The sequence below is a fragment of the Pseudomonas sp. genome, assembly GCF_030683065.1.
Taxonomy (GTDB): Bacteria; Pseudomonadota; Gammaproteobacteria; order Pseudomonadales; family Pseudomonadaceae; genus Aquipseudomonas.
This window is the reverse complement of record NZ_JAUXMX010000033.1, coordinates 132522-155950: the sequence shown is the minus strand read 5'-3', so window position 1 is coordinate 155950 and position 23429 is coordinate 132522. Positions and strand designations below refer to the sequence as shown.

Genomic DNA, 23429 nt, shown 5'->3' with positions numbered 1-23429 from the left:
TTTATGCTGCTAGAGTTTTTGGCCGGCGACCTGTCGGCCTTTATGTGGGTTTGCCTGCTGCTGGGGCTGTTGATCGGCAGCTTTTTGAATGTGCTGGTGTACCGCCTGCCGGTGATGATGCAACGCGACTGGCAGGCCCAGGCTCGGGAAATTCTCGAACTGCCGGAACTGCCCCACGGGCCTATCTTCAACCTGATTCTGCCTAATTCGCGCTGCCCGCACTGCGGCCACGAGATTCGCCCCTGGGAAAATCTGCCGGTAATCAGCTACCTGTTCTTGCGCGGCAAATGCTCCAGCTGCAAGGCGCCGATCAGCCTACGCTACCCGCTGGTGGAACTGGCCTGCGGTTTGCTGTCGGCGTACGTGGCCTGGCACTTCGGCTTTACCTGGCAGACCGCCGGCATGCTGCTGCTGACCTGGGGCCTGCTGGCGATGAGCCTGATCGACGCCGACCATCAACTGCTGCCGGACGCCTTGGTGCTACCGTTGCTGTGGCTGGGGCTGATCGCCAACTACTTCGGCCTGTTCACCAGCCTGGAAGCCGCGCTGTGGGGCGCGATTGGCGGCTACCTGAGCCTGTGGTCGGTGTACTGGCTGTTCAAGCTGGTGACCGGCAAGGAAGGCATGGGCTACGGCGACTTCAAGCTGCTGGCCATGCTCGGCGCCTGGGGCGGCTGGCAAATACTACCGCTGACCATCCTGCTGTCATCGCTGGTCGGCGCCGTGCTCGGCCTTATCATGCTGCGCCTGCGCAACGCCGAAACCAGCACCCCAATCCCCTTCGGCCCCTACCTCGCCATCGCCGGCTGGATCGCCCTGACCTGGGGCGAACAGATCACCGGAACCTACCTGCAATTTGCCGGGTTTGGCTCATAGGATGACGCAGGTCCCGTAGGATGGCGTTGAGCGAAGCGATACCCATGCTGTAGCGTTGAGCGCAGCGATACCCATCACGGCAATCTTCGGCAAACCCATAAAACCCGGCGGCTGGGTAACCGATTGATGGGTATCGCTGCGCTCAAGCCTACGCGGCCCGACCTACGCGGCCCGCCACATCCTACAAAACGCGGTTGGCTATAAACGATCAATCTGCTCATTGCTGCTCGCCGTATTCGCTGCCTGGACCATCATTTCCGGCCCAATCTTCAGGCAACAAACCCGCCCGCACATAGCGGTGAAAGGACGACCACGGCCAATCGGCTATTCGTTCTACGTGGCCGTGCTTACGTGGGTTGTGGTGGATGTAGTCGACATGCCGGACGAAGTCCTGATCATCGCGGATGCGGTGCTCCCAATAACGCCGCTGCCAGATACTGCGCTCGCCCCTGCCCCGGCGGCTGGCGCAAATCTGTTCACCGCCAGGTAATGCGCGGGAGAAGCCGGTTTTGATCAGGCGCCAGCGCACAGCAAAGTCGGCATCGCCGGGCGGCAGGGTACAGAGGGCGTGCAGGTGATCGGGAAGAATGACGATGGCCTCGATACGCCAGGGATGCTGGCGCATGACCCTGGCAAAGCTAGCGCGCAGCAGGTCGACCTGCGCAGTAAGCAACCCGCGTTGGCGATCGGCCAGATTGAGGGTGAAGAACCAGGTGGCGCCCGGCGTGTGATCGCGACGGTAAGCGGTCATGGGCTGCAGTCCTTTGCAGGGTAAGGCTAGGCAGTGTAGTTGATGCCGGGCGGGTTGATTAAATGATGGGAATCGCTGCAACCGCACAACCGCTTGATGGGTATCGCTACGCTCAACCACATCCTACAAAGCCTAGGCGATCCGGCGCCCGATTCGCCAGGGCGTTGGCTCCTGCTCTACAATTGCAGCCCTGTTTATGGCCAACGAGAGCCGCACGCGAAGATGAAACCCTGGATCCTTGGCCTTACGGGCGGTATCGGCAGCGGCAAAAGCGCCGTCGCGCAGCATTTTATCGATCAAGGCGTGCACTTGGTCGATGCCGATCATGCGGCGCGCTGGGTGGTTGAGCCGGGCACGCCGGCACTGGCCAAAATTGTCGAGCACTTCGGTGAAGCGGTGTTGCGGCCTGACGGTCAGCTCGACCGCACGGCGCTGCGCGGCCTGGTTTTCCAGAACCCCGAGCAACGGCGCTGGCTGGAGACCCTGCTGCACCCGCTGATCGGCCAGGAGATCAGCCAATACCTGGCGCGCGCCGAGTCGCCTTACGCGATTCTGGTGTCGCCGTTGCTGGTCGAGTCTGGCCAGCAGCGTTTGACCCAGCGGGTGCTGGTGATCGATGCCCCTGAAGACCTGCAAGTGCAACGCGCCATGCAGCGCGACCAAAGCTCGGCCGAACAGGTGCAGGCGATTCTCAAGGCCCAGACCAGCCGCGAACAACGCCTGCAGCATGCCGATGATGTGCTGCTCAATGATCGCGACCTGACCTGGCTGCAAAGCGAAGTCGAACGCCTGCACACTTTTTACCTGACCCTGCGCGGAGGCCAGTCATGAGCCAACCTACTATCGTGAAATGCCCGACCTGCAACGCCCCGGTCGAATGGGGCCCACAGAGCCCACAACGGCCGTTTTGCTCGGATCGCTGCAAGCTGATCGACCTCGGCGCCTGGGCCTCGGAAGAGCACGCCATCCCCGGCGGCGACCTGGAAGACGACCTGTTCTCCAGCGACCTGGATCAACCACCGCGTCAGCATTGACGAGGTAGGGTGCGCCGCGTGCACCAAAATTCCCGGCAGTAAGCACAGCAGCTGGTGCGCATGGCGCACCCTACGGGCGGTGGCATGGCTCAGGGATGCGCCGACAAATCTGGCGGTAGGGTGCGCCGCGCGCACCAATCATCCTTGCAATGAGCGCAGCGGCTGGTGCGCATGGCGCACCCTACGGGCGGTGGCATGGCTCAGGGATGAGCCGACAAATCTGACGGTAGGGTGCGCCGCGCGCACCAATCATCCCGGCAATGAGCGCAGCAGCTGGTGCGCATGGCGCACCCTACGGGCGGTGGCATGGCTCGGGGATGCGCCAACAAATCTGACGGTAGGGTGCGCCGCGCGCACCAGCATTCCCGACCATGAGCACAGCGGCTGGTGCGCATGGCGCACCCTACGGGCGGCGAGTGATGCGCCGGATCAGGGCCGCATGAAGCTGTAGTCGCGCTCATCGTCGAGGTTTTCGGCGAGGAACTGCAGTTCGGCGGCCAGGTCTTTGGCTTCGCGCTCAGCGCGGCTGCGCTCCACCACCGCGCCAAGCAAGGCGCGCAAGCCGAGCGCGGGATCGAAACCCTGTGCTGACGCCTGCTGCAGGCTCTGCTCAACTTGCTGCCTGGCCCATTCGTGTACACCCATGAGGTTGCCTCCGCTGTTGTAATCGTAAGTGATCGCAAGAGCGGACTGAGCAACCTACCCTGCCACTCTTGCTCGCAGAGCCTGGCAGACTCGTGAGCGGGCTTGTTGATCTGAGTCAACGCGGCAAACCCGATCAGCTTGCTGAAGCCTGCGCCATCACTGTGGCTTGTTGTCGTCCTTCCAGGGCGCCGCCAGGTAGCGCGAACCATTGAAGGTTTCCAGCCAGTCGGGATAGAACACCACCAGCGCGGTGACGACTATTCCGTTGATAAACGCCTCGGGGAATATCACCAGCCACAGGTAGCCGACGAAGTCTTCGAGCCAGGGCGGCATCGGGAACAAGCCGTCGACCCATAACACGCCCAGCCCGGCGAAGATGCAGAGCAGCGTAGCGAGTGCCGCGGGGAAAAAGCCGCTGAAAAAGATGTACACAAACAGATTGCGCGACTGAGCGCGCTCGACCCGCAGCGCACACAGCTCGGTGACCAGCACCGGTATCAGCACCAGTAACGCGCCGTTCATGCCCAGAGCTGCCATGTCCTGCCGACCCAGCAGGAGCATGCCAAGCTGGGCGACAAAACCGGCAAGGATCGCTAGCGGCCAGTCGAGCAGCAACGTCACCGCCGTCATACCGATGAAGTGGTAAGACAGCCCCGAGTCAAAGTCGCGGCGCACCAGCCACAGCACGAACAGCACGAGCACCGTGCCGAACAGCAAATGCTGGCGGCGCTGGTCGCTGAACAACTCCAGCCACGGCGCCCGCCATATGGCCCAGAGCAGCACAGGCAGATAGATGACCCAGCCGACGACCTGGCTGGTGGGTGAGAGTAATTCGGCAGCAATCATGACTAAGCACCCAACCCCTGAAGAATGAACGCAACCAGTCTACACCCGCGCGCGGCGGCGAATAAAAGCTTCGCGGCTGAAGCAAAGCGCAAACCAGCGCCCCTACTCCCGTGGGAGCGGCTTCAGCCGCGAAGCTCTGGCAGCGCATTAATCTCTCCGGGATACCACCCACATGACTGCGGGCTAAGCTGCAGGCATGGATGATTCAGACCGAAGCATGGGGCGGCCCGCGTAGGTTAAGCGCCCGCAAATTGACCTGCCGCCAGCAGAACAACCGCGCCTTAACCCATCATCGATATTCGCCATGCGTGCAGGTACAGACATAAACCGCTTGAGGGGTATCGCTGCGCTCAACGCTACAGCATGGGTATCGCTGCGCTCAACGCCATCCTACGTGGCCGATCCATCTACGGGGTGATAGGCAGCGCATTCATCTTTCTGGGCTACCAAGCCTGCGCGACTGCGGGCTAAGCTGTAGGCATGGATGATTCAGATTATTTGCGCTTGCTCACGCACCAGGCTGAGCAGGCTAACGCGTTTCTTTCCAATGCCCGCAAGTGGGAGCGGGAGCGTTGGATGTGCCAGCGCCTGCTGCAAGCCTTGAATGTCAGTCATCGGCTTGAGGAGTTCGGTGCGGCGGAGCAGGAGCCGCCGGACGTGTTGTTTCGCGAGGCCAACTTCGAGGTGTTTTACGTACTGGATGAAGGCCGGCGCCTTAACGATGAGTGGCGCGCCGAGGTGGAGCGGCGGCGCAGCGCCTTCTCCCTCAGTCAATTGGTGCGCCGCGAAGCCAAACCACGGCGCATCGGCGCCGCAGAACTGCAGGCACGCCTGGCCCCGACACTGCGCAAAAAAGCGCACAACTATAGCGAACGCGGCCTCGACACCGGCGAACTGGACATGCTGGCGTTCGTCAGCCTGAAGCGCGTCGTGCCCGACTTCAACAGTCACTTCCCGCCGCCCACCGAGTTTCTGCGTCAGGGCTGGCGTTCGCTGTCGCTGGTTGGCCCGACCTTTGCGCGGGTCTTGTTCGCGCATCCAGACGCCCCAGATTTTCTGCGCACTAATCTCGGCCGCAGCGTATTGTTCGATGTCGGAATCAGCCTGTGAGGGTCGAGCCGGTGAGAAGGGCCTGGAACGCTGTAGCAATGTCGAATCTTGCCGAAACCCGTATTTTTCGTAGGCGCCTGCTTGCGGCGATCCGGCGTCCTGGTGATTGGTGGATCAAAAGCATCGTCAGCCAGCTGACCCCCATCAGACACAAGATAACTAATTGTTTTATATGTAGAAATTTAATATGAACATGACCCCTGTAGGAGCCAGCTTGCTGGCGATCCTTGCAGATCAAAAGCATCGCCAGCAAGCTGGCTCCTACACAGTTTGCGGCGCGACAGCGCGCCGACAGTTGATGGTTGACGCGACAGCCGCTCCACCTCACGAGTCACGCAAGGGACATTGAGCAGCAATGAGTCCACTACAAGAATTGCTCGCCGCCGTGCCGCAACATGGCCAGGTGCGCTGGATTGGTGTGCGCCCTGCCTCGCGTGGCGCCATGCTCGAGCTGGATGCGGTGGAGGCACGCCGCGAAGCCGGCCTGACCGGCGACCACAGCCGCCCGGGGCCACGCAATGCGCGGCAGGTCACGTTGATCCAGTGGGAGCATCTGGCGGTGATCAGCGCCCTGCTCGGCCGCCCCGCCAACCAACCGATTGTGCCGCAGGATTTACGGCGTAATATCGCCATCAGTGGTATCAACCTGTTCAGCCTCAAAGGCCGGCGCTTTCGCATCGGCCAGGCTGTTCTGGAAACCACCGGCTGGTGCCAGCCCTGCGCGCGGCTTGAAGAGCGCCTTGGGTGCGGCACATTCCAGGCGGTGCGCGGCCACGGCGGCATCACCGCCAGAGTGCTGCAGGGCGGGATTATTCGCCTGAGTGACGACCTGCACGTTGAGCCATTGTGAATGCCACGGCTAAAATAGCCATCATCCACAGGCCGCCCGAGAACCCTGACGTTTTCGCACGGCCTGACCCTTAGAGGTTCCTATGTCCAGCCGCCTGAGTCCCGACGATCAAAAACGCGTCGACCAGTACCTGAGTGCCCCGCAGCATCAAGTTGAACGTCAACCTTTCAAGGTATGGCGCCTGCTGTTGATCATTCTCATTGCGGTGATTGCTATGGGCCTGCTGAGCCGTCTTCTGGGTCGCCTGGTGCTATGAGCTGCTTTGCGCTCGCCCGGCAACACTGAAGATGATGTGAAAAACGCCCGCCGGTTGTGGCTGCCTCCAGGCGCCCCCGGCTGACGTCACGCCACGGCGGTTTTCACCACCTCGTTAACGAATTTTTTCCAAGCCTTGTGAGAGTGATCAATGTCCCATCGAATCCTGATCGTCGGCGGCGGTGCCGGCGGCCTGGAGCTTGCTACCCGCCTGGGTAGAACTCTGGGTAAACGCGGCAAAGCCAGCATCACCCTGGTCGACGCCAACCTGACGCACATCTGGAAACCGCTGCTGCACGAGGTGGCCGCCGGCTCGCTGAATTCCTCGGAAGACGAACTGAACTACGTGGCCCAGGCCAAGTGGAATCACTTCGAGTTCCAGCTCGGGCGCATGTCTGGCCTCGACCGCGCCGAACAACGCGTCACGCTCAGTGCCACACTCGACGAGCGTGGCGAGGTGTTGGTGCCCGAGCGGCAACTGGGCTATGACAGCCTGGTGATCGCAGTTGGCAGCACCACCAACGATTTCGGCACCGCAGGCGCTGCCGAGAACTGCCTGTTTCTCGACACCCGCGAGCAGGCCGAGCGCTTCCATCGCCAGTTGCTCAGCCACTATTTACGCGCCCACGCCAGCCAGAGCGATACCACCGAGCAAATCAACGTGGCCATCGTCGGCGCTGGGGCCACGGGCGTGGAACTGGCTGCCGAACTGCACCATGCCGCGCATCAATTAGCAGCGTATGGGCTGGACAGCATCCGTCCGGAAAACATGCGCATCACCCTGATCGAAGCCGGGCCACGGGTGCTGCCGGCGCTGCCGGAGCGAATCAGCAAGCCGGTGCACAAGACCCTGGAAAAACTCGGGGTGACGGTCATGACTAACGCGTCGGTCAGCCAGGTGACCCGCGACGCCCTGATCACCGCCCAGGGCGACACCATTACCGCCAGCCTCAAGGTCTGGGCTGCGGGGATTCGTGCGCCCGGCTTCCTCAAGGATCTTGACGGCCTGGAAAGCAATCGGATCAACCAGCTGCAGGTGCGCCCTACCCTGCAAACTACCCGCGACGACAATATCTTCGCCTTCGGCGACTGCGCCGCCTGCCCGCAACCCGGCAGCGAAGGCCGCAATGTACCGCCACGCGCCCAAGCCGCTCACCAGCAAGCGTCGCTATTGGCCAAGTCGCTGAAACTGCGCATCGAAAGCCAGGGCCAGGCCCTGCCGGAATACCGCTACCGCGATTACGGCTCACTGATTTCGCTGTCGAGTTTTTCCGCGATCGGCAATCTGATGGGCAACCTCACGGGCAGCGTAATGCTCGAAGGGTGGCTGGCCCGAGTGTTTTACGTCTCGCTCTATCGCATGCACCAGATGGCGCTGTACGGCCCGCTGCGCACCATGCTGCTGATGCTCAGCGACCGCATCGGCCGCAGCACCGAGCCACGCCTGAAGCTGCACTGATCGCAGCGCAGGGTGCGTCACCCATGCCACCGTCACGGACGCCGGTGCGCATGGCGCACCCTACGCCCGGTGCAAGCACACAAATCGCACCCATAAAAAAAGCGCCCCGGAGGGCGCTTTTTTACGGTTGCCGATGAACATCTCATCTCAACCTTAAGATTCAACGCTGCAAACAACTGCAGGTGAAAATGGTGGGTCGTGTGGGATTCGAACCTACGACCAATTGGTTAAAAGCCAACTGCTCTACCAACTGAGCTAACGACCCAAAAATGGTCGGGGTAGGGGGATTCGAACTCCCGACATCCTGCTCCCAAAGCAGGCGCGCTACCGGACTGCGCTATACCCCGATTGAAAGATTGGCTCCGCGACCAGGACTCGAACCTGGGACCCAATGATTAACAGTCATTTGCTCTACCGACTGAGCTATCGCGGAACTTCGTGCTTTCAGTTCTCTTTCACTAGGCTTTGGCGTAAACCGTTTCCCGTGTCTGAGGCGCGCCATTCTACGGATCTTAAGAAACCTGTCAACCCCTTAAATTGCTTTTATGACAATGCTTTGCACGTGAGTGACGGCCTGCTATATCTACTTTGAGTGTGATCAGCTCAGGGTACGTTCGCCACACAGCCTTAACCAGGAAAGTCCATGAGCAACCAGGACAACCCACCAAGCACGCAGAAACCAGCGCCAACCCTGGCCAGTCGTGGCATTCAGCCACGTTTTGGCGAGTTGGTACAAAGCTGCCGCAAGCTGGTGATGAACCGTCTGGCGGAGCAACTGACGGGGGTTTTCGGCCAGGTCGATGACACATTGTTCGAGTGTGCGGAAAAGGCCGAGAATAATCAGGTGCAAAATCTGTTCTTCGAGAGCATGCGCGAGATTCGCAAACAGCGGCCGCAGATCGAACGAACCTACCACCAGACAATCTCGCAGAATTTCTCCGACTTCCTTGAAGGCAAGCTAAAGCCTGCGCCCTGCACCACCGAACTGGATGCCGAACAGCTCTCCCTGATACAAAACGAGGAGTACGAGGAAAGCCTGCTGATCACTACTATGGTCAGCCAGGTCAGATCTCGCTGCGCACAGCAACTATATGCACTGGAGCAGCGCCTGGCGCTGCTCAACAATGGACAGCAACTGGGCGAAGGCAACAACCCCTTCGGCCCGCAGATGATTGCCCAGGCATTTCGCCAGGCCCTGGCAACCAATCCACTGCCGCTGCAGATCAAAACCATTCTCTACAGTTTGTTCGACAAGCATGTGATGCTCAGCCTCGACACTGTATATAGCGCCCTCAATCAACGCCTGATAGATGCTGGCGTGGTGCCCGACCTTAAATACAGTGCGCAACGCGCTGCCAACTCGCGTCCTGCCCCAACCACGCACACCCCCGTCACCACAACGGCACGGACGGCAGAGGCCAATCCCCAGGCGACTGGCAGCCCATCGGCAAGCGCGGCCCCGATAGAACCGCTCGACCTCGACGGGCCGCCCCCGAGTAATCCGACGGCACTGCTGCAGAGCCTGACCGCCCTGCTCGGCAAACATCGCCAGCGGGATATTGGTGCACCCCTGCTCGGCGGCACGCCCAGCATTGCCAGTTATACCCCGCCCAACGCCACCAGCACCTACAGCGCTGGCGATCTGCTCGATGCCCTGAACCGCATGCAACACGAGTCTGCCGATGAACTGGCGCAGCGCCTGCAGCGTCCACAGCGTGTCGGTGGTTTAAAAGCCGACTTGCAGCGACAACTGGAAGCCTTCAGCCAGCGCCCAGGCCAACAGAAACTGTCGGACAAGGAAGCCGACGTGATTGATCTGGTCGGCATGCTGTTCGACTTCATTCTGGATGACAACTGCCTGCTCGACAGCTACAAAACCGTCCTGTCTCACCTGCACACCCCTTACCTGAGAGTGGCACTGCAAGACAGGGCGCTATTCACCCAGCACACCCACCCGGCGCGGCGCCTGCTCAATGGTATGGCCCAAGCAGGCGTGCTCTATGGTGGCGAAACCAATGAGCGCGCCCTGCTGGCTAAAATGCAATGGGTGGTTGAACAGGTAATCAGAGCGAACCCTGACGCCATAATGCTGTTCGAGGGGCTGCTCACGCAGTTCGACGAATACACCGCCACACTCAAGCAGAAGGTCGAACTGCGCGAGCGTCGCGCCGTAGAAGCCGCCAAAGGGCGCGATAAATTACTCGGCGCCCGCCAGCAGGCTCTCGAGGTGATTGCCCGCAGCCTGCACCAACGCCGCCCGCCGGGGATCATTCGCAACTTCCTCGAACTGACGTGGGCCGACGTACTGGTATTCACCCTGCTGCGCCACGGCGAAAGCAGCAGCGAATGGCAGCGCACCTGTGAAGTGGCTGAGCAGCTGGCCTGGAGCGGCACGCCACTGGATGAGAATGGCCGCCAACAATTGCAGGCGCTGCGCGTGACCCTGCTGGACGATGTGCGCAAAGGCCTGCAATTGCTCGGCGGCTACCACGAGGACGGCATCCGCCGCCTGCTGCAAGACCTGGTCGCATGCCAGTACGCCGCGCAAGCCAAACAACCACAGCTTGCCGACACATTTACCCCGCAGCTGGCGCCAAGCGCACTCGGCGCCATGCTCGGCGAGGACGCGCTGCTCGCCACTCTGGCGCCACAGGAGTCTGGTCTATCTGCTCGCGCGCAGACATTTGCCCAAGAGCTGACACAGATCGAGTTCGGCACCTGGTTCGAGTTCCTCACGGACAACCAGCCCCGCCTACTCAAGCTCTCCTGGTTTAGCCCGACCACACGCAATTACATGTTTGTCGATCACAGCGGCCAGCGGGCGACGATCAAACCCCTGACCCTGCTGGCCAGCGAAATGGAACAAGGCATTGCCCGCATCGTTCCACCCGAACGCGATGCACCGCTGGTGGATCGCGCCCTCAACGCCATTTATCGTGTGCTGCAGCGCTTTAGCGAACGCACGGGCAAATCCCGCTAACCCGCCAGGAGCCGCCATGGATGATCGTCGTCAGCACAGCCGTCACAGCACCGAGCTGCATCTGGAAGTCTTCGACCTGCGCAGCGGGCAGCGCCTCGGCCGCGTGGCAGACCTCTCCGCTGACGGCTTTATGCTGTTCAGCGACACGCCGCACCGAGCAGACACCGTGGTCGAATGTCGCCTGGTCAGCGAACAGGTGATTGATGGGGTCGGCGAGATCCAGCTGAGCGCCGACTGCCTATGGAGCCGCCCCGGCGCCGACGGCCAACACTGCTGGGCCGGTTTTCATATCATCGAACTGGAACCCGACCAGGCCACCGCACTGGACGTGCTGCTCGAGCATCTTTAAACACTGGCGGCATGGCATGAAAAAACTGTCGCCTTGTGCGGGCGTATCTCTTTGCGTCTCGCGCGGTTTTCGAGTTTGAACCACGGTTCGCGGCCAAGGCCCCTCCTACAGGGCGGTGGTGCTCTTGTGAGGGCGGGCCTGGTCGCGAATGAATAAGCTGCGGTGCGCTGGCGCCGTTGTGGGAGGGGCCTTGGCCGCGAATGGCGCAGGACCGCCAATGGCCCGCCGGGGGGCGCGGTATCAGCGCAGGACCGCCACCCGACACATCCCACTGAAATCCAGACCGCCGCGACCCCATGAAAAACGCCCCGCACGGCGCTAACCGTGACGGGGCGTTGTCAGTGCAGCTAGGGCTCAGACGAAAACGATTTCGTCGTTTTCGACCCGTTCAACGCTGTGCGCGCTCGTAGGATGGCGTTGAGCGCAGCGATACCCATCACGACGATCTGGAGAAAACCCGGCAAACTCCAGCACCCGCCCAACCGCCCCCGGATTGCGCCGGGGCTTATTGGGCTACGCCACAGCTTGACCCTTGACCCGCGTGGCCGCCGATGGGTATCGCTGCGCTCAAGCCTGCGCGGCCCGCCCCATCCTACAAGAGCCGTGTCTGCAGGCTCACTACCAGGCCGCGACCCCATGAAAAACGCCCCGCACGGCGCTAACCGTGACGGGGCGTTTTCAGTGCAGCTGGGGCTCAGACGAAAACGATTTCGTCGTTTTCGACCGTGCCGGTGACGGTGCTGCCTGGGCCGAACTTGCCGGCGAGGATCAACTGCGCCAGCGGGTTTTCGATCCAGCGCTGGATCGCCCGCTTCAGCGGTCGCGCGCCGTAGACCGGGTCGTAACCGATGGCAACCAGCTTGTCCAAGGCCTCATCGCTCAACTCCAGACCCAGCTCGCGCTCGGCCAGACGCTGACGCAAACGGTTCAGCTGGATCAGCGCGATGCCGGCAATCTGCTCGCGGGCCAGCGGCTCGAAGATCACCACCTCATCAATACGGTTGATGAATTCCGGGCGGAAGTGCGTGCTCACCGCATCCATCACCGCCGCGCGTTGCGCCTCGCGATCACCGACCAGCTCCTGGATCTGCGCGGAGCCTAAGTTGGAGGTCATCACGATCACGGTGTTCTTGAAATCGACGGTGCGCCCGTGACTGTCGGTCAAGCGGCCGTCTTCCATGACCTGCAAAAGGATGTTGAACACATCCGGGTGAGCCTTCTCCACCTCGTCCATCAGGATCACCGAGTAGGGTTTGCGGCGTACCGCCTCGGTCAGGTAACCACCCTCTTCGTAGCCGACATAGCCGGGCGGGGCACCGATCAGCCGCGACACGGAATGCTTCTCCATGAACTCGGACATGTCGATGCGCACCAGCGCCTCCTCGGTGTCGAAGAGGAACTCGGCCAGAGCCTTGCACAGCTCGGTCTTGCCCACCCCGGTCGGGCCGAGGAAGAGAAAGGAGCCGCTTGGCCGATTTGGGTCGGACAACCCGGCGCGTGAACGCCGTACCGCATTAGCCACGGCGACCACCGCTTCTTTCTGGCCGATCACCCGCTGGTGCAGTAGACCTTCCATCTTCAACAGCTTGTCGCGCTCGCCTTCAAGCATCTTGCTCACCGGAATGCCGGTCCACTTGGACACTACTTCGGCAATTTCTTCCTCGGTGACCTTACTGCGCAGCAGCTGGTTCTCGGTCTTGCCGTGCTGGTCGACCATCTGCAGGCTGCGCTCCAGATCCGGGATGATGCCGTACTGCAGTTCGGCCATGCGGCTCAGGTCACCCTTGCGCCGCGCTGTTTCCAGCTCCTGGCGCGATTGTTCGATTTTCTGCTGGATCTGCGCCGAGCCTTGTACCTCAGCTTTTTCTGCCTTCCAGATGTCTTCCAGATCAGCGTACTCACGCTCCAGGCGGGCGATGTCTTCCTTGAGTTTCTCCAGGCGCTTGATCGCCGCCTCGTCGTCCTCTTTCTTTAACGCCTGGGCCTCGACCTTGAGCTGGATCAGCCGGCGTTCCAAACGGTCGAGCACTTCCGGCTTGGAGTCGATTTCCATGCGGATGCGGCTGGCCGCCTCGTCGATCAGGTCGATGGCCTTGTCCGGCAGCTGGCGGTCGGTGATGTAGCGATGGCTGAGCTTGGCCGCGGCAATGATCGCGCCGTCGGTGATCGCCACCTTGTGGTGCACCTCATAGCGCTCCTTGAGGCCACGGAGGATGGCGATGGTGTCTTCCTCGCTCGGCTCGTCGACCAGCACCTTCTGGAAGCGCCGCTCCAGGGCGGCGTCCTTCTCGATGTACTGGCGGTACTCGTCGAGCGTGGTGGCGCCGACACAGTGCAACTCGCCACGGGCCAGGGCCGGCTTGAGCATATTGCCGGCGTCCATGGAGCCTTCGGCCTTGCCGGCGCCAACCATGGTGTGGATTTCGTCGATAAACAGGATGATCCGCCCTTCCTGCTTGCCCAGCTCGTTGAGCACCGCCTTCAGGCGCTCCTCGAACTCGCCACGGAATTTCGCCCCGGCGATCAGCGAACCCATGTCCAGCGACAGCACGCGCTTGTCCTTCAGGCCATCCGGCACCTCGCCATTGACGATGCGCTGGGCCAGGCCTTCGACAATCGCGGTCTTGCCCACGCCCGGTTCGCCGATCAGCACCGGGTTGTTCTTGGTGCGGCGCTGCAATACCTGAATGGTGCGGCGGATTTCGTCGTCACGGCCGATTACCGGGTCCAGCTTGCCTTCTTCGGCGCGCTTGGTCAGATCGATGGTGTATTTATCCAGAGCCTGGCGCGACTCCTCAGCATTCGGGTCATTCACCGCATCGCCACCGCGCAGGTTGCTGATGGCGTTTTCCAGGGCTTTCTTGCTCACGCCCTGGGCGAGCAGCAATTTGCCCAGGCGGGTGCCTTCGTCCAGCGCGGCGAGCAACACCAGTTCGCTTGAGATGAACTGGTCGCCCTTCTGCTGGGACAGGCGGTCGGCCTGATTGAGCAAGCGCGCCAGATCCTGGGACAGATTGACGTCGCCGGTCGGGTTCTGGATCTTGCCCAGCTGATCGAGCTCTTTGCTCAATGCCTGGCGCAGGCTGCCTACGTCGAAGCCGACCTGCATCAGCAGCGGCTTGATCGAACCGCCCTGCTGGTCGAGCAGCGCCTGCATCAGGTGCAGTGGCTCGATAGCGGCATGATCGAGGCCGACGGCCAAGGATTGGGCGTCAGAGAGTGCAAGTTGCAGCTTGCTGGTTAAACGGTCGATTCGCATTGCATCATCCTTCCTATTAAAAGCAGGCCGGCGCGATGAACACCCCTGTACTGAAAGCCTGCGAGATGAAGACTAGATGAGGACGATTGTGCAAGTTTCAAGCGCGGCAACGTTGATCTGAGTCATGCCCAGCGGCGCAACGCGGTTTAGCTGGATGGCCGGGCCGCGCAGGTCGAGGCTCGTAGGATAGGTTGAGCGCAGCGATACCCATCGGGCGCCAGACCTGCGTTGCGCCCATGATGGGTTACGGCGCATCTGCTCTGCTGACAGCAGGCCAATTTATGGGCGCCTAAAATCGCGGCACTCCACGACTTTGCCGAAGGGGTCGGCCGCGTTGGTCGGGACTCGTAGGATGGGTTGAGCGCAGCGATACCCATCGGGCGCCAGACCTGCGTTGCGCCCATGATGGGTTACGGCGCAGCGTTTATTGCGCGTTCAGTCGATCCCCAGCTTCTTCAGCCGGTAGCGCATCGAACGGAAGCTCAGGCCCAGGCGTTGGGCGGCTGCGGTGCGGTTCCAGCGGGTTTCTTCGAGGGCTTGCATAATCAGCTTGCGCTCGACGTCTTCCAGGTGATCTTCCAGGTTGTCGATCTGCGCCAGGCTGGCGTCGCCGTTTTCGCCGGCACCGCAGGCATCGGCCAGGCGCAGGTCGCCAGCAGTGATGCGGTCGTCTTCGCAGAGGGTGTAGGCGCGTTCGAGCATATTCTCCAGCTCGCGCACGTTGCCGGGGAAGCGATAGCTTTTGAGCTTGTCCAGCGCATCGCTGTCGAGCCTGGCCGGGCTCAAGCCGGGGCCTTCGGCCAGGCGCTTGAGCATCACCTCGGTCAGGTGGGCGATGTCTTCGCGGCGCTCGCGCAGCGGTGGCACGCGCAGTTCGATGACGTTCAAGCGGTAGTACAAATCCTGGCGGAAGCGCCCGGCGGCGACTTCGCCAGCCAGGTCTTTGTGGGTGGCGCAGAGAATGCGCACATCGACCACCAGTTCCTGCTGGCCACCGACGGCGCGCACGGCTTTCTCCTGAATCGAGCGCAGCAGTTTGACCTGCATCGGCAAGGGCAAGTCAGCAACTTCATCGAGGAACAGGGTGCCGCCATTGGCGGCCTGAAACAGGCCCTGCTTGTCTTCGATGGCGCCGGTAAAACTGCCCTTCTTGTGGCCGAAGAACTCGCTTTCCATCAGCTCCGACGGGATCGCGCCGCAGTTCACCGGCACGAAGGGTTGTTCGCCACGACCGCCCTGCTCGTGGATCAGGCGCGCGACCAACTCCTTGCCGCTGCCGGATTCGCCACTGATATACACCGGCGCCTGGCTGCGCGCGAGCTTGAGGATCTGCTTGCGCAGCGCCTTCATTGGCGGCGACTCACCGAGCAGGCGGCTGTCGACCGGCAGCTCCTGGCTGTCCGGCGAGCGCAGGCGCAGGGCGGTGGCGACCAGTTCACGCAGGCGGGCGAGGTCGACCGGCTTGGTCAGGAAGTCAAAGGCGCCGGCTTTCAGCGCATTAATCGCGGTGTCCAGGCTGCCGTAGGCGGTGATCATCGCGACCGGCACCTGGGGATGGCGCTGCAGGATGTGCTGCACCAGATCCAGACCCGTGCCGTCGGGCAGGCGCATATCGGTCAGGCACAGGTCGAACGGCTCCTTGGCCAGCCACTCACGCGCTTCCTTGACGTTGCGCGCGCTGCGGGTGTCGAGCTTCATACGACCCAGGGTAATTTCCAGGAGTTCGCGGATATCGGGCTCATCGTCGACGATCAGGGCTCTCTGGCGGGTCATGGTCAGCTCAGTTTGCGTGGATGGGCGAAGGTGATGCGAAAGCAGCTGCCACCACCTTCGCGCGGTTTGTAGTCGAGTCGCGCCTGGTTGCTTTCGCACAGCTCGCGGGAAATATACAGGCCCAGGCCGGTGCCTTTGTTTTCCGTGGTGAAGAATGGCTCGAAGATGTGCTGCAGTTGCTCGGGCGACACGCCTGGGCCGTCATCGAGGACTTCCAGCACCGGCAGATCGCTGCTTTCATCGCGCAATAGTCGCAGCCAGACCTGCCCTTGCGGATTGTTCTGCGCGCTGTAGCGCAGGCCGTTCTGCACCAGATTAGTCAGCACCTGAGTCAGCTGATGAGGGTCCATGCGGGTTTGCACGGTGCCGCTCTTGGTTTCCAGATGCAGCGTCTGCCCGGGCGCCGCCGAGCTGCGAAACTCGCTGGCAAAACGGTGCAGCCAGTATTTCAGGTCCAGCAGTTGCGGCTCGGCCTGGCGCCGGCGCGACAGCTGCAGAACGTTCTCGATCACCAGGTTCATGCGCCGCGAGTGATCCTGAATGATCTGCGCCAGGCGCTGATCGGGGCCATGCAGGTCTTCCGACTCCTGCAGCAGCTGCGCCGCATGGCTGATCGCGCCGAGCGGGTTGCGGATTTCGTGGGCAATGCCGGCGGTCAGGCGGCCGAGGGAGGCGAGTTTTAGCTGCTGGGCTTGCTGGGCAATCTGCGAAATATCGTCGAGAAACACCAGGGTGTGCCGCTCGCCGCTGCGCTGCAGGGCGATGAAGCTCGGCTGCAATACCGCGCCATCGGCAAACGCCTGCAGGCTCGAGGGACGCAGGCTTGGATTGTGCTGCCATTGCTGCAGGCGCTTGACCAGTTCCGGGCAGTGCGGGTCGAGAATTTTGCCAGCCAACGCATCGCGGCCGAGCAGGTGCAGCGCGCCCTGGTTGGCCAGCAGCACCCGATGCTGCTCGTCGAGCACCAGGATGCCGGTACGCATACGCTGCAGGATCAGGGCATTCAGGGCTTCCAGGCTGGCCACGTCCGCGGCGCGCTGTTCGGCCAGGCTTTCGCTGGCTTGCAGGCGCCGGGTCAGTCCCTGCAGAAGCAGGGCCGCGGCAAAGCACAGGGCGCCGAGCGCTCCGGCCTGCACATATTGAGCGCTGGCTTCCGGGCGACTGAGGCTGAGGTAGAAGGTCAGGTAGATCAGGCCGATGGCGGCAACGGCAGCAATCAACAGACCGATGCGTCCGCGCAGCAGGATATTGGCGATGGCCACCGCAACGATCAGTAAGTTGCCGATCCCGCTGGGCGTGCCGCCGGCCGCATAGAACAGCGCAGACAGCAGAATCACATCGACCAGGGCCAGACTGAAGATCTGCCCTAGGTGCGCGGGCCGCTTGACCAGCGCGACCACCAGGATATTCAGAATCAGGTAAAACCAGCTGCCATAGCGAAACAGCTCAGCGTGGGCCAGCTTCAGCAACTGGGCATCCATGTCGCTGGAGATCAGCAACACCAGCAGCACACCGATGGTCAGGCGATAAAAATGATAGAGCCGCAGTACACGGCGGCCCTGAATACCGCTGAGCGCTAGGGCTTCAACGCTCACCAGGTTTGGGGCCTTGCTTGAGATGGGCCTGGCTGCAATACCAGTCTCCAGCATTGCTCAACGCCTCTTCGCGAGGCAGATACACCCCACAATGGGCGCAACGCTCCATGGGCGCGGGGCTTTCCCGGTGTTGCTCGGAGCGCTTCGCAGGGCGGGTAAAGCGCCGCCAGAGCCAGAAGGCGGCGACGATAATGGCTATCCAGAACAGCAGGCGGAACAGGCCCATAACGCTCTCTTCTTGTCGGAAAGGCAGATGATTGAAGGCAGTTTATTGGAAAGCCTTGCAGTTTAGCCACGGATGTCACGTCAGCACAGCGGCTATTCTGCTGGCTGGTTGGCAACAATCAGCGGCTCGGCAGCCAGACCATACCGCAATTGCGGATTACCCCGAATTAGCGGATTGCCCGAGATCATAGGCCGGCCGGGCCGCCGTCCGCTCGGCGCGCAGGGACAGCCCGCCAGCTTGAGTGCCGCGCGATCTACAGGCTTATCTGGCCAGCCAGATCAATGAGGCGAAGCGACCGGTCTGGGCGGCGCGACGGTAGGAATAAAAGCGCGGATCGCTGTAGGTGCAGAAACCGCCACCGTACACCGCCGTAACGCCGCACGCCGCCAGGCGGATCCGCGCCAGCTGATAAATATCAGCCATAAAACGATGCGGATTAATACTGGCAACAAAGGCTTCGCCAGCCTGAGGATGCGCGGCCATGAAGGCGTCGCGCACCTCGGCACCGACTTCAAAGGCTTGCGCACCAATCGCCGGCCCAAGCCAGACCAGTACGTCTTCTGGCACTACGGCCAACGCATCCAGGGTTGCCTCCAGCACACCGCCAGCCAGCCCGCGCCAGCCCGCATGGGCCGCGGCGACACGACTGCCGGCACGGTCGCAAAACAGCACCGGCAGGCAATCGGCAGTCATCACGGTACAGGCCACATTCGGCGTGGCAGTCCAGCTGGCGTCGGCTTCGGCGACGTCGCCCGGTTCGGCAGACACGACGCTAACGCCGTGCACCTGACGTAACCAGGCCGGCTTGCAGCCCAACTGACTGATCAGGCGCTGGCGGTTCTTGGCCACGGCCACAGGATCATCCTCGACATGCTCACCGAGGTTGAAGCTGTCGAAGGGCGCGGCACTGAGGCCGCCGCTGCGCGTCGTAATACAGGCCCTGACCCAGGCGGGTGCCGGCCAATCTGGCGTCAGCCAGTCATGAGCAGCCTGTGACATCACCCGATAAACGCCTCGCGATCCTGACGCAGCAGCGTCAACAGCCACACGAAGTCATCCGGCAGCGGTGACTGCCACTTCATCCGCTGCCCGGTAACAGGATGATCCAGCTCAAGGAAGCGTGCATGCAGCGCCTGACGCGGGAATTCCTTGAGGGTCTGCACCATGGTCTGGCTGGCTGCAGGCGGGATGCGGAAACGCCCGCCGTAGACCGGGTCACCGACCAGCGGATAGCCGACATGACTCATGTGCACGCGAATCTGGTGAGTACGCCCGGTTTCCAGCTTGACCCGCGAGTGGGTATGCGAGCGGAAGCGTTCCAGCACCCGATAGTGGCTGACTGCCGGCTTGCCGCCATCGCTGACCGCCATGCGCTGGCGTTGCGCTGCGCTACGACCAATGGGCGCGTCGATTTTGCCGCCAGCGGTGATCACGCCAATCACGATGCACTCGTAGATCCGGCTGACCGTGCGCTTTTGCAACTGATCGACAAGGCGCGTCTGCGCTTCGATGGTCTTGGCCACCACCATCAGCCCGGTGGTGTCTTTGTCCAGGCGATGGACGATGCCGCAGCGCGGCACATTGACGATATCCGGTATGTGATACAGCAGGGCGTTGAGCAGGGTGCCATCGGCGTGCCCTACGGCCGGGTGCACCACCAGCCCCGCAGGCTTGTTGATCACCAACATGTGGTCATCTTCATAGACGATGTCCAGAGGGATGTCCTGGGCGACCCATTCACCTTGGGCCTCCTGTTCGGCGCGCAGCGCCAGTAACGACCCGCCGTGCACGATGTCACGCGGGCGAACCACGGCACCATCGACAGTCAACAGCCCGTCTTTGATCCAGGCAGTCAGGCGCGAACGCGAGTGCTCAGCGAACAGTTGGGCGGCGACTTGGTCGAGGCGTTGACCGCCCATATCAGTGGGCACCTCGGCGTTCAGTTCAATGGTCTGCTTATTAATAGGGGACATGCTCGGCAACAATGGGGGACTCAAGGGTCGGTGGATGGGTCATTACACGCCGATTGCCGCGACAAATCAGGCCAGGCAAGGCGTGAGACGCCGCCCAGTAGCCACTACATTGGCCAGCCCGTCACTACGAACTGGCTGCATTTGCAGCGCAACCCGTAAGCCTGCGGCCAAAATGAAATGCCAGCTGGACCTACTTTTGGTTTCGGCTACGCGCTTGTGGTTAAATACGGCGTCTTTGCCCCAGGGTCACCGGGGGCGCTCATCATAACAGGACGGCTTTGCTCAAGACAGCCGCCGTCACAGGGACGCAAGCCGCCATGCAAGTGAGACACCTGCTGCTGATCGCCATCCTCGCCCTTACCGCTGCCTGCTCGTCCAAAGAGGTTCTCGACGAGAACCTGAGTGAGACCGAGCTGTACCAGCAGGCTCAAAGCGATCTGGACAACAAGAGCTACACCAGTGCGGTGACCAAGCTCAGGGCTCTCGAGTCACGCTACCCGTTCGGCCGCTATGCCGAACAGGCTCAGCTGGAGCTGGTCTACGCCTACTACAAGAACGCCGAGCCGGAAGCTGCAAGGTCTGCAGCCGAGCGTTTCATTCGCCTGCATCCGCAGCACCAGAATGTCGACTACGCCTACTACATCAAGGGCCTGGCCTCCTTCGACCAGGATCGCGGCTTGATTGCCCGCTTCCTGCCGCTGGACATGACCAAGCGCGACCCCGGTGCCGCTCGCGACTCTTACAACGAGTTCGCCCAGCTCACCAGCCGCTACCCGAACAGCCGCTATGCCCCGGATGCCAAGCAGCGCATGATCTACCTGCGCAACTTGCTGGCCGCGTATGAAATCCATGTAGCTCACTACTACCTGACTCGCCAGGCTTACGTCGCCGCAGCCAACCGTGGCCGTTATGTGGTGGAAAACTTCCAGGAAACGCCATCGGTTGCCGATGGCCTGGCAGTCATGACCGAGGCTTACCAGCGCCTGACCCTGGACGAACTGGCCGCAACCAGCCTGGAAACCCTCACGCTCAACTACCCGGATCACCCCAGCCTGGTCGACGGCAAATTCGTGCCGCGCGAGGAAGAAAGCGACAGCCGCTCGTGGCTGGCCAAGGCCACTCTCGGCCTGATCGAAAGCGATACGCCGCTGCCGCCAGGCGAAACCCGCGCCAGCCAGGACGTGATCCGTCAGTACGAAGACGCTGCCGAACAAATCCCCGAAGAGCTGAAATCGACCAGCGAAGATCAAGCCAGCCAGGCAGCCCAAGGCAGCAAGCGCTCCTGGTTCAGCTACATGACCTTCGGCCTGTTCGACTGAGCAACTGAACCGCCTCAACCGCGAGCTTCAGCAAAATGCCGCGCACTCTAAACAAGTGCGCGGCATTTTTTATGGGCGGGGAATAATCCGATCCACGGGCTGGCGCCTGGGCTTCTGTAGGATGGCGTTGAGCATAGCGATACCCATCACAACACCCTGCATGCACCCGCAAAACTAGACCACTGGATTAACAGCGCAGACCGCGTGCCTGCCGACGACGCACTGGCCGATTGGTGACCGCAGGGCTTTCGTAGGATGCGGTTGAACGCAGCGATACCCATCAAACAGTTGCCCCTCCGGCGGATTTTATTGGTTTGCCGCAGATCGCGGTGATGGGTATCGCTGCGCTCAACGCCATCCTACAAAAACGCCGCCCCCGCACGGGATGATGCGCCCCGTTGAGCATGAGCTCTCAACCCAAACGCCCTTCGGGCGCGTATGGCGTCGGATCGATGATCGGCTCACGCCCGAGCAGCAGATCGGTCAACAATTGGCAGGAGGCCGGCGCCAGCACCAGGCCATTACGGAAATGCCCGCAGTTCAACCAGAGCCCGTCATGCCCCGGCACCGGGCCGATAAAGGGAATCCCCTCCGGCGACCCTGGGCGCAATCCGGCCCAATGACCCACCACCTCGGCATCCACCAGCGCTGGCAACAGCCCGACCGCCGACGCCTTGAGACTGGCAAGGGCTTCTTCGGTAGGCGTCTTGTCGAACCCCACATGCTCGAGGGTGCTGCCTATCAGGACATGACCATCGCGCCGCGGAATCGCATAGCGCCCGTTGGCCAGCACGATACTGCTGAGAAAATCCTCGGCGCACTTGTAGAGGATCATCTGCCCCTTCACCGGCTCGACTGGCAACTCGATACTCAAGCTGCGCAACAACTCGCCACTCCAGGCACCAGCGGCAACCACCACGCGATCGGCACGCATCTCGCCGGCGGAGGTATGCACGCCACAAATCCGCTCGCCCTCGCGGATAAACCCGCTTACCGCGCACTGCTCATGCACCGTCACATTCGGCATCTGCGCCAGCGCGGCACGTAGTGCCTTGATCAAGCGCGGATTACGCACATTGGCCACCCCCGACATGAACAACGCCTGCGAGAAGCCACCGGCCAACGCCGGCACCGCCCGGTAAACAGACTCGACGGAGACCGCCTGCATCGGCCGCTGCTCACGCGCAGCCCAGGCCAAGGGGGCGGCCTGTTCCTGATCTAGCCAGTACAAACCGGTGACATACACCTCGGGATCGACACCGGTATCCTCCAGCAACTTCGCCCCCAGCTGCGGATAGAAATCCTGCGACCAGTGCGCCAACGCCGTCACCGCTGGGCTGTAGTTCCAGGGGTACAGCGGCGAGACGATACCGCCACCGGCCCAAGAAGATTCAGAGCCTATCGCTCCGCGCTCTACCAGTACTACCTGGCAACCCGCGGCACCTAAATTGCGCGCTGTCAGCAGCCCGGCAATCCCCCCGCCGACTATCACTATCTCAGTCAAAACATCACGCTCCGCATACCCAGACAAAAAAAGCAGACAAACCCACAAAATGGACTAAGGTCATATCGGTGTTAGGGACAACATTTAGGAACTCAGGATGAGATCTTCCTCGAATGCAGGCTTCAGCTTGCTCGAAGCGCTTATGGCACTGGCTTTGACTGCATCATTGCTTGGCATTGCCACTCCAGCTGTCTCTGGCTGGATACACAAGCAGAAAATGCACAGCCTACAAACCGACCTCTTCCATATGGCCACCCAGGCCCGCTATTTGGCCATGACTCGGCAAAGTCGAGTCACACTATGTCCGCTGACAGTACAAGAGACTTGCAGCCAACAATGGACTGAAAGCCTGAGTAGCTTTATCGACAGCAACGGCAACCGTCGTCTGGATCCTGGCGAGGAAATCATCAGCACGCTGCAACTCCCTAGCGGAATAGCGCTGAACTGGCGCGGCATGCGGCCTACTAACTCGATACATTTCAGCAGCCAAGGCGTGACCTTTGTCAGCAATGGCACCATGAGCCTATGCCCTCGACAGGGTAGCGCCAAACCTGGCGCAATCGTAATCAACCGACAAGGGCGCATGAAAGTTTCAAGCAGTGAAGCTCGCTGTCCCTTGTAAGCG

Annotated in this window: 21 protein-coding genes and 3 tRNA genes; 11 read left to right on the top strand and 13 right to left on the bottom strand. The window is 61.7% G+C overall.

All coding sequences use genetic code 11. The features are described from left to right. Positions 1 to 3: 3 nt before the first annotated feature. Entirely contained in the window at positions 4 to 876 is an 873-nt protein-coding gene (locus tag Q8K09_RS10685; protein ID WP_305254946.1) for an A24 family peptidase, read from the top strand. Between the two features lie 217 nt (positions 877 to 1093). Here the strand turns inward: Q8K09_RS10685 and Q8K09_RS10680 are convergent, their stop codons facing one another. Next, complete coding sequence (locus tag Q8K09_RS10680) at positions 1094 to 1627, bottom strand: transposase (RefSeq protein WP_305254945.1); 534 nt, start codon at positions 1625 to 1627, stop codon at positions 1094 to 1096. 222 nt (positions 1628 to 1849) lie between these two features. Here Q8K09_RS10680 and coaE point away from each other — a divergent pair, with 222 nt between their 5' ends. Further along, the gene (gene coaE, locus Q8K09_RS10675; RefSeq protein ID WP_305254944.1) at positions 1850 to 2458 is read left to right on the top strand and encodes a dephospho-CoA kinase; all 609 of its coding nucleotides are present in this window, start codon (positions 1850 to 1852) and stop codon (positions 2456 to 2458) included. Then, a complete protein-coding gene (yacG, locus tag Q8K09_RS10670) occupies positions 2455 to 2661 on the top strand; it encodes a DNA gyrase inhibitor YacG (protein ID WP_305254943.1) in 207 nt (68 codons plus the stop codon). The genes coaE and yacG overlap by 4 nt, the downstream gene beginning before the upstream one ends. A gap of 429 nt (positions 2662 to 3090) precedes the next feature. Here yacG and Q8K09_RS10665 read toward each other — a convergent pair whose 3' ends face one another. Together Q8K09_RS10665 and Q8K09_RS10660 are read right to left on the bottom strand one after the other, a co-directional pair. After that, on the bottom strand, positions 3091 to 3306 hold the full coding sequence (locus Q8K09_RS10665) for a hypothetical protein (protein WP_305254942.1): 216 nt from the start codon (positions 3304 to 3306) through the stop codon (positions 3091 to 3093). A 156-nt stretch (positions 3307 to 3462) separates the two neighbouring features. Next, positions 3463 to 4152 carry an energy-coupling factor ABC transporter permease gene (locus Q8K09_RS10660; RefSeq protein WP_305254941.1) on the bottom strand — a complete coding sequence of 230 codons (690 nt, stop codon included), beginning with the start codon at positions 4150 to 4152 and terminating at the stop codon, positions 3463 to 3465. Positions 4153 to 4632: 480 nt separating this feature from the next. On the opposite strand from Q8K09_RS10660, the gene Q8K09_RS10655 reads away from it, so the two are divergent. The 4 genes from Q8K09_RS10655 to Q8K09_RS10640 all read left to right on the top strand — a co-directional run bounded on the left by Q8K09_RS10655 (position 4633) and on the right by Q8K09_RS10640 (position 7826). Beyond that, the gene (locus tag Q8K09_RS10655) at positions 4633 to 5262 is read left to right on the top strand and encodes a DUF1780 domain-containing protein (RefSeq protein WP_305254940.1); all 630 of its coding nucleotides are present in this window, start codon (positions 4633 to 4635) and stop codon (positions 5260 to 5262) included. A gap of 355 nt (positions 5263 to 5617) precedes the next feature. Then, the gene (locus tag Q8K09_RS10650) at positions 5618 to 6112 is read left to right on the top strand and encodes an MOSC domain-containing protein (RefSeq protein WP_305254939.1); all 495 of its coding nucleotides are present in this window, start codon (positions 5618 to 5620) and stop codon (positions 6110 to 6112) included. Positions 6113 to 6194: 82 nt separating this feature from the next. Next, positions 6195 to 6368, top strand: a complete 174-nt coding sequence (locus tag Q8K09_RS10645; protein WP_305254938.1) for a DUF3094 family protein — start codon at positions 6195 to 6197, stop codon at positions 6366 to 6368. 150 nt (positions 6369 to 6518) lie between these two features. Next, the gene (locus Q8K09_RS10640) at positions 6519 to 7826 is read left to right on the top strand and encodes an NAD(P)/FAD-dependent oxidoreductase (protein ID WP_305254937.1); all 1308 of its coding nucleotides are present in this window, start codon (positions 6519 to 6521) and stop codon (positions 7824 to 7826) included. 189 nt (positions 7827 to 8015) lie between these two features. Here Q8K09_RS10640 and Q8K09_RS10635 read toward each other — a convergent pair. The 3 genes from Q8K09_RS10635 to Q8K09_RS10625 all read right to left on the bottom strand — a co-directional run bounded on the left by Q8K09_RS10635 (position 8016) and on the right by Q8K09_RS10625 (position 8259). Beyond that, positions 8016 to 8091, bottom strand: a tRNA-Lys gene (locus Q8K09_RS10635). A 5-nt stretch (positions 8092 to 8096) separates the two neighbouring features. Further along, positions 8097 to 8173: transfer RNA gene (locus Q8K09_RS10630), tRNA-Pro, on the bottom strand. Positions 8174 to 8183: 10 nt separating this feature from the next. Next, positions 8184 to 8259: transfer RNA gene (locus Q8K09_RS10625), tRNA-Asn, on the bottom strand. 210 nt (positions 8260 to 8469) lie between these two features. On the opposite strand from Q8K09_RS10625, the gene Q8K09_RS10620 reads away from it, so the two are divergent. Further along, the gene (locus Q8K09_RS10620) at positions 8470 to 10806 is read left to right on the top strand and encodes a DUF1631 domain-containing protein (protein WP_305254936.1); all 2337 of its coding nucleotides are present in this window, start codon (positions 8470 to 8472) and stop codon (positions 10804 to 10806) included. Between the two features lie 16 nt (positions 10807 to 10822). Next, positions 10823 to 11155, top strand: a complete 333-nt coding sequence (locus Q8K09_RS10615) for a PilZ domain-containing protein (protein ID WP_305254935.1) — start codon at positions 10823 to 10825, stop codon at positions 11153 to 11155. A 694-nt stretch (positions 11156 to 11849) separates the two neighbouring features. On the opposite strand, the gene clpB is transcribed toward Q8K09_RS10615, so the two are convergent. From clpB to rluD, 6 genes are all read right to left on the bottom strand, one after another. Beyond that, on the bottom strand, positions 11850 to 14414 hold the full coding sequence (gene clpB, locus Q8K09_RS10610) for an ATP-dependent chaperone ClpB (RefSeq protein WP_305254934.1): 2565 nt from the start codon (positions 14412 to 14414) through the stop codon (positions 11850 to 11852). Between the two features lie 435 nt (positions 14415 to 14849). Next, a complete protein-coding gene (locus Q8K09_RS10605; protein ID WP_305254933.1) occupies positions 14850 to 16187 on the bottom strand; it encodes a sigma-54 dependent transcriptional regulator in 1338 nt (445 codons plus the stop codon). Between the two features lie 2 nt (positions 16188 to 16189). Beyond that, the gene (locus Q8K09_RS10600) at positions 16190 to 17782 is read right to left on the bottom strand and encodes a PAS domain-containing sensor histidine kinase (protein WP_305254932.1); all 1593 of its coding nucleotides are present in this window, start codon (positions 17780 to 17782) and stop codon (positions 16190 to 16192) included. Next, on the bottom strand, positions 17772 to 18008 hold the full coding sequence (locus Q8K09_RS10595) for a PP0621 family protein (protein ID WP_305254931.1): 237 nt from the start codon (positions 18006 to 18008) through the stop codon (positions 17772 to 17774). Before Q8K09_RS10595 ends, Q8K09_RS10600 begins: the two co-directional genes overlap by 11 nt. Positions 18009 to 18269: 261 nt before the next feature. Beyond that, the gene (gene pgeF, locus Q8K09_RS10590) at positions 18270 to 19007 is read right to left on the bottom strand and encodes a peptidoglycan editing factor PgeF (RefSeq protein ID WP_305254930.1); all 738 of its coding nucleotides are present in this window, start codon (positions 19005 to 19007) and stop codon (positions 18270 to 18272) included. Next, positions 19007 to 19981 carry a 23S rRNA pseudouridine(1911/1915/1917) synthase RluD gene (gene rluD, locus Q8K09_RS10585; protein ID WP_305254929.1) on the bottom strand — a complete coding sequence of 325 codons (975 nt, stop codon included), beginning with the start codon at positions 19979 to 19981 and terminating at the stop codon, positions 19007 to 19009. Before rluD ends, pgeF begins: the two co-directional genes overlap by 1 nt. A 317-nt stretch (positions 19982 to 20298) precedes the next feature. Between rluD and Q8K09_RS10580 the strand changes: the two genes are divergently transcribed. Beyond that, complete coding sequence (locus Q8K09_RS10580; RefSeq protein ID WP_305254928.1) at positions 20299 to 21300, top strand: outer membrane protein assembly factor BamD; 1002 nt, start codon at positions 20299 to 20301, stop codon at positions 21298 to 21300. Between the two features lie 412 nt (positions 21301 to 21712). Here the strand turns inward: Q8K09_RS10580 and thiO are convergent, their stop codons facing one another. Continuing rightward, positions 21713 to 22804 carry a glycine oxidase ThiO gene (gene thiO / locus Q8K09_RS10575; RefSeq protein ID WP_305254927.1) on the bottom strand — a complete coding sequence of 364 codons (1092 nt, stop codon included), beginning with the start codon at positions 22802 to 22804 and terminating at the stop codon, positions 21713 to 21715. 97 nt (positions 22805 to 22901) lie between these two features. On the opposite strand from thiO, the gene Q8K09_RS10570 reads away from it, so the two are divergent. Further along, positions 22902 to 23426 carry a GspH/FimT family protein gene (locus Q8K09_RS10570; protein ID WP_305254926.1) on the top strand — a complete coding sequence of 175 codons (525 nt, stop codon included), beginning with the start codon at positions 22902 to 22904 and terminating at the stop codon, positions 23424 to 23426. Positions 23427 to 23429 lie beyond the last annotated feature (3 nt).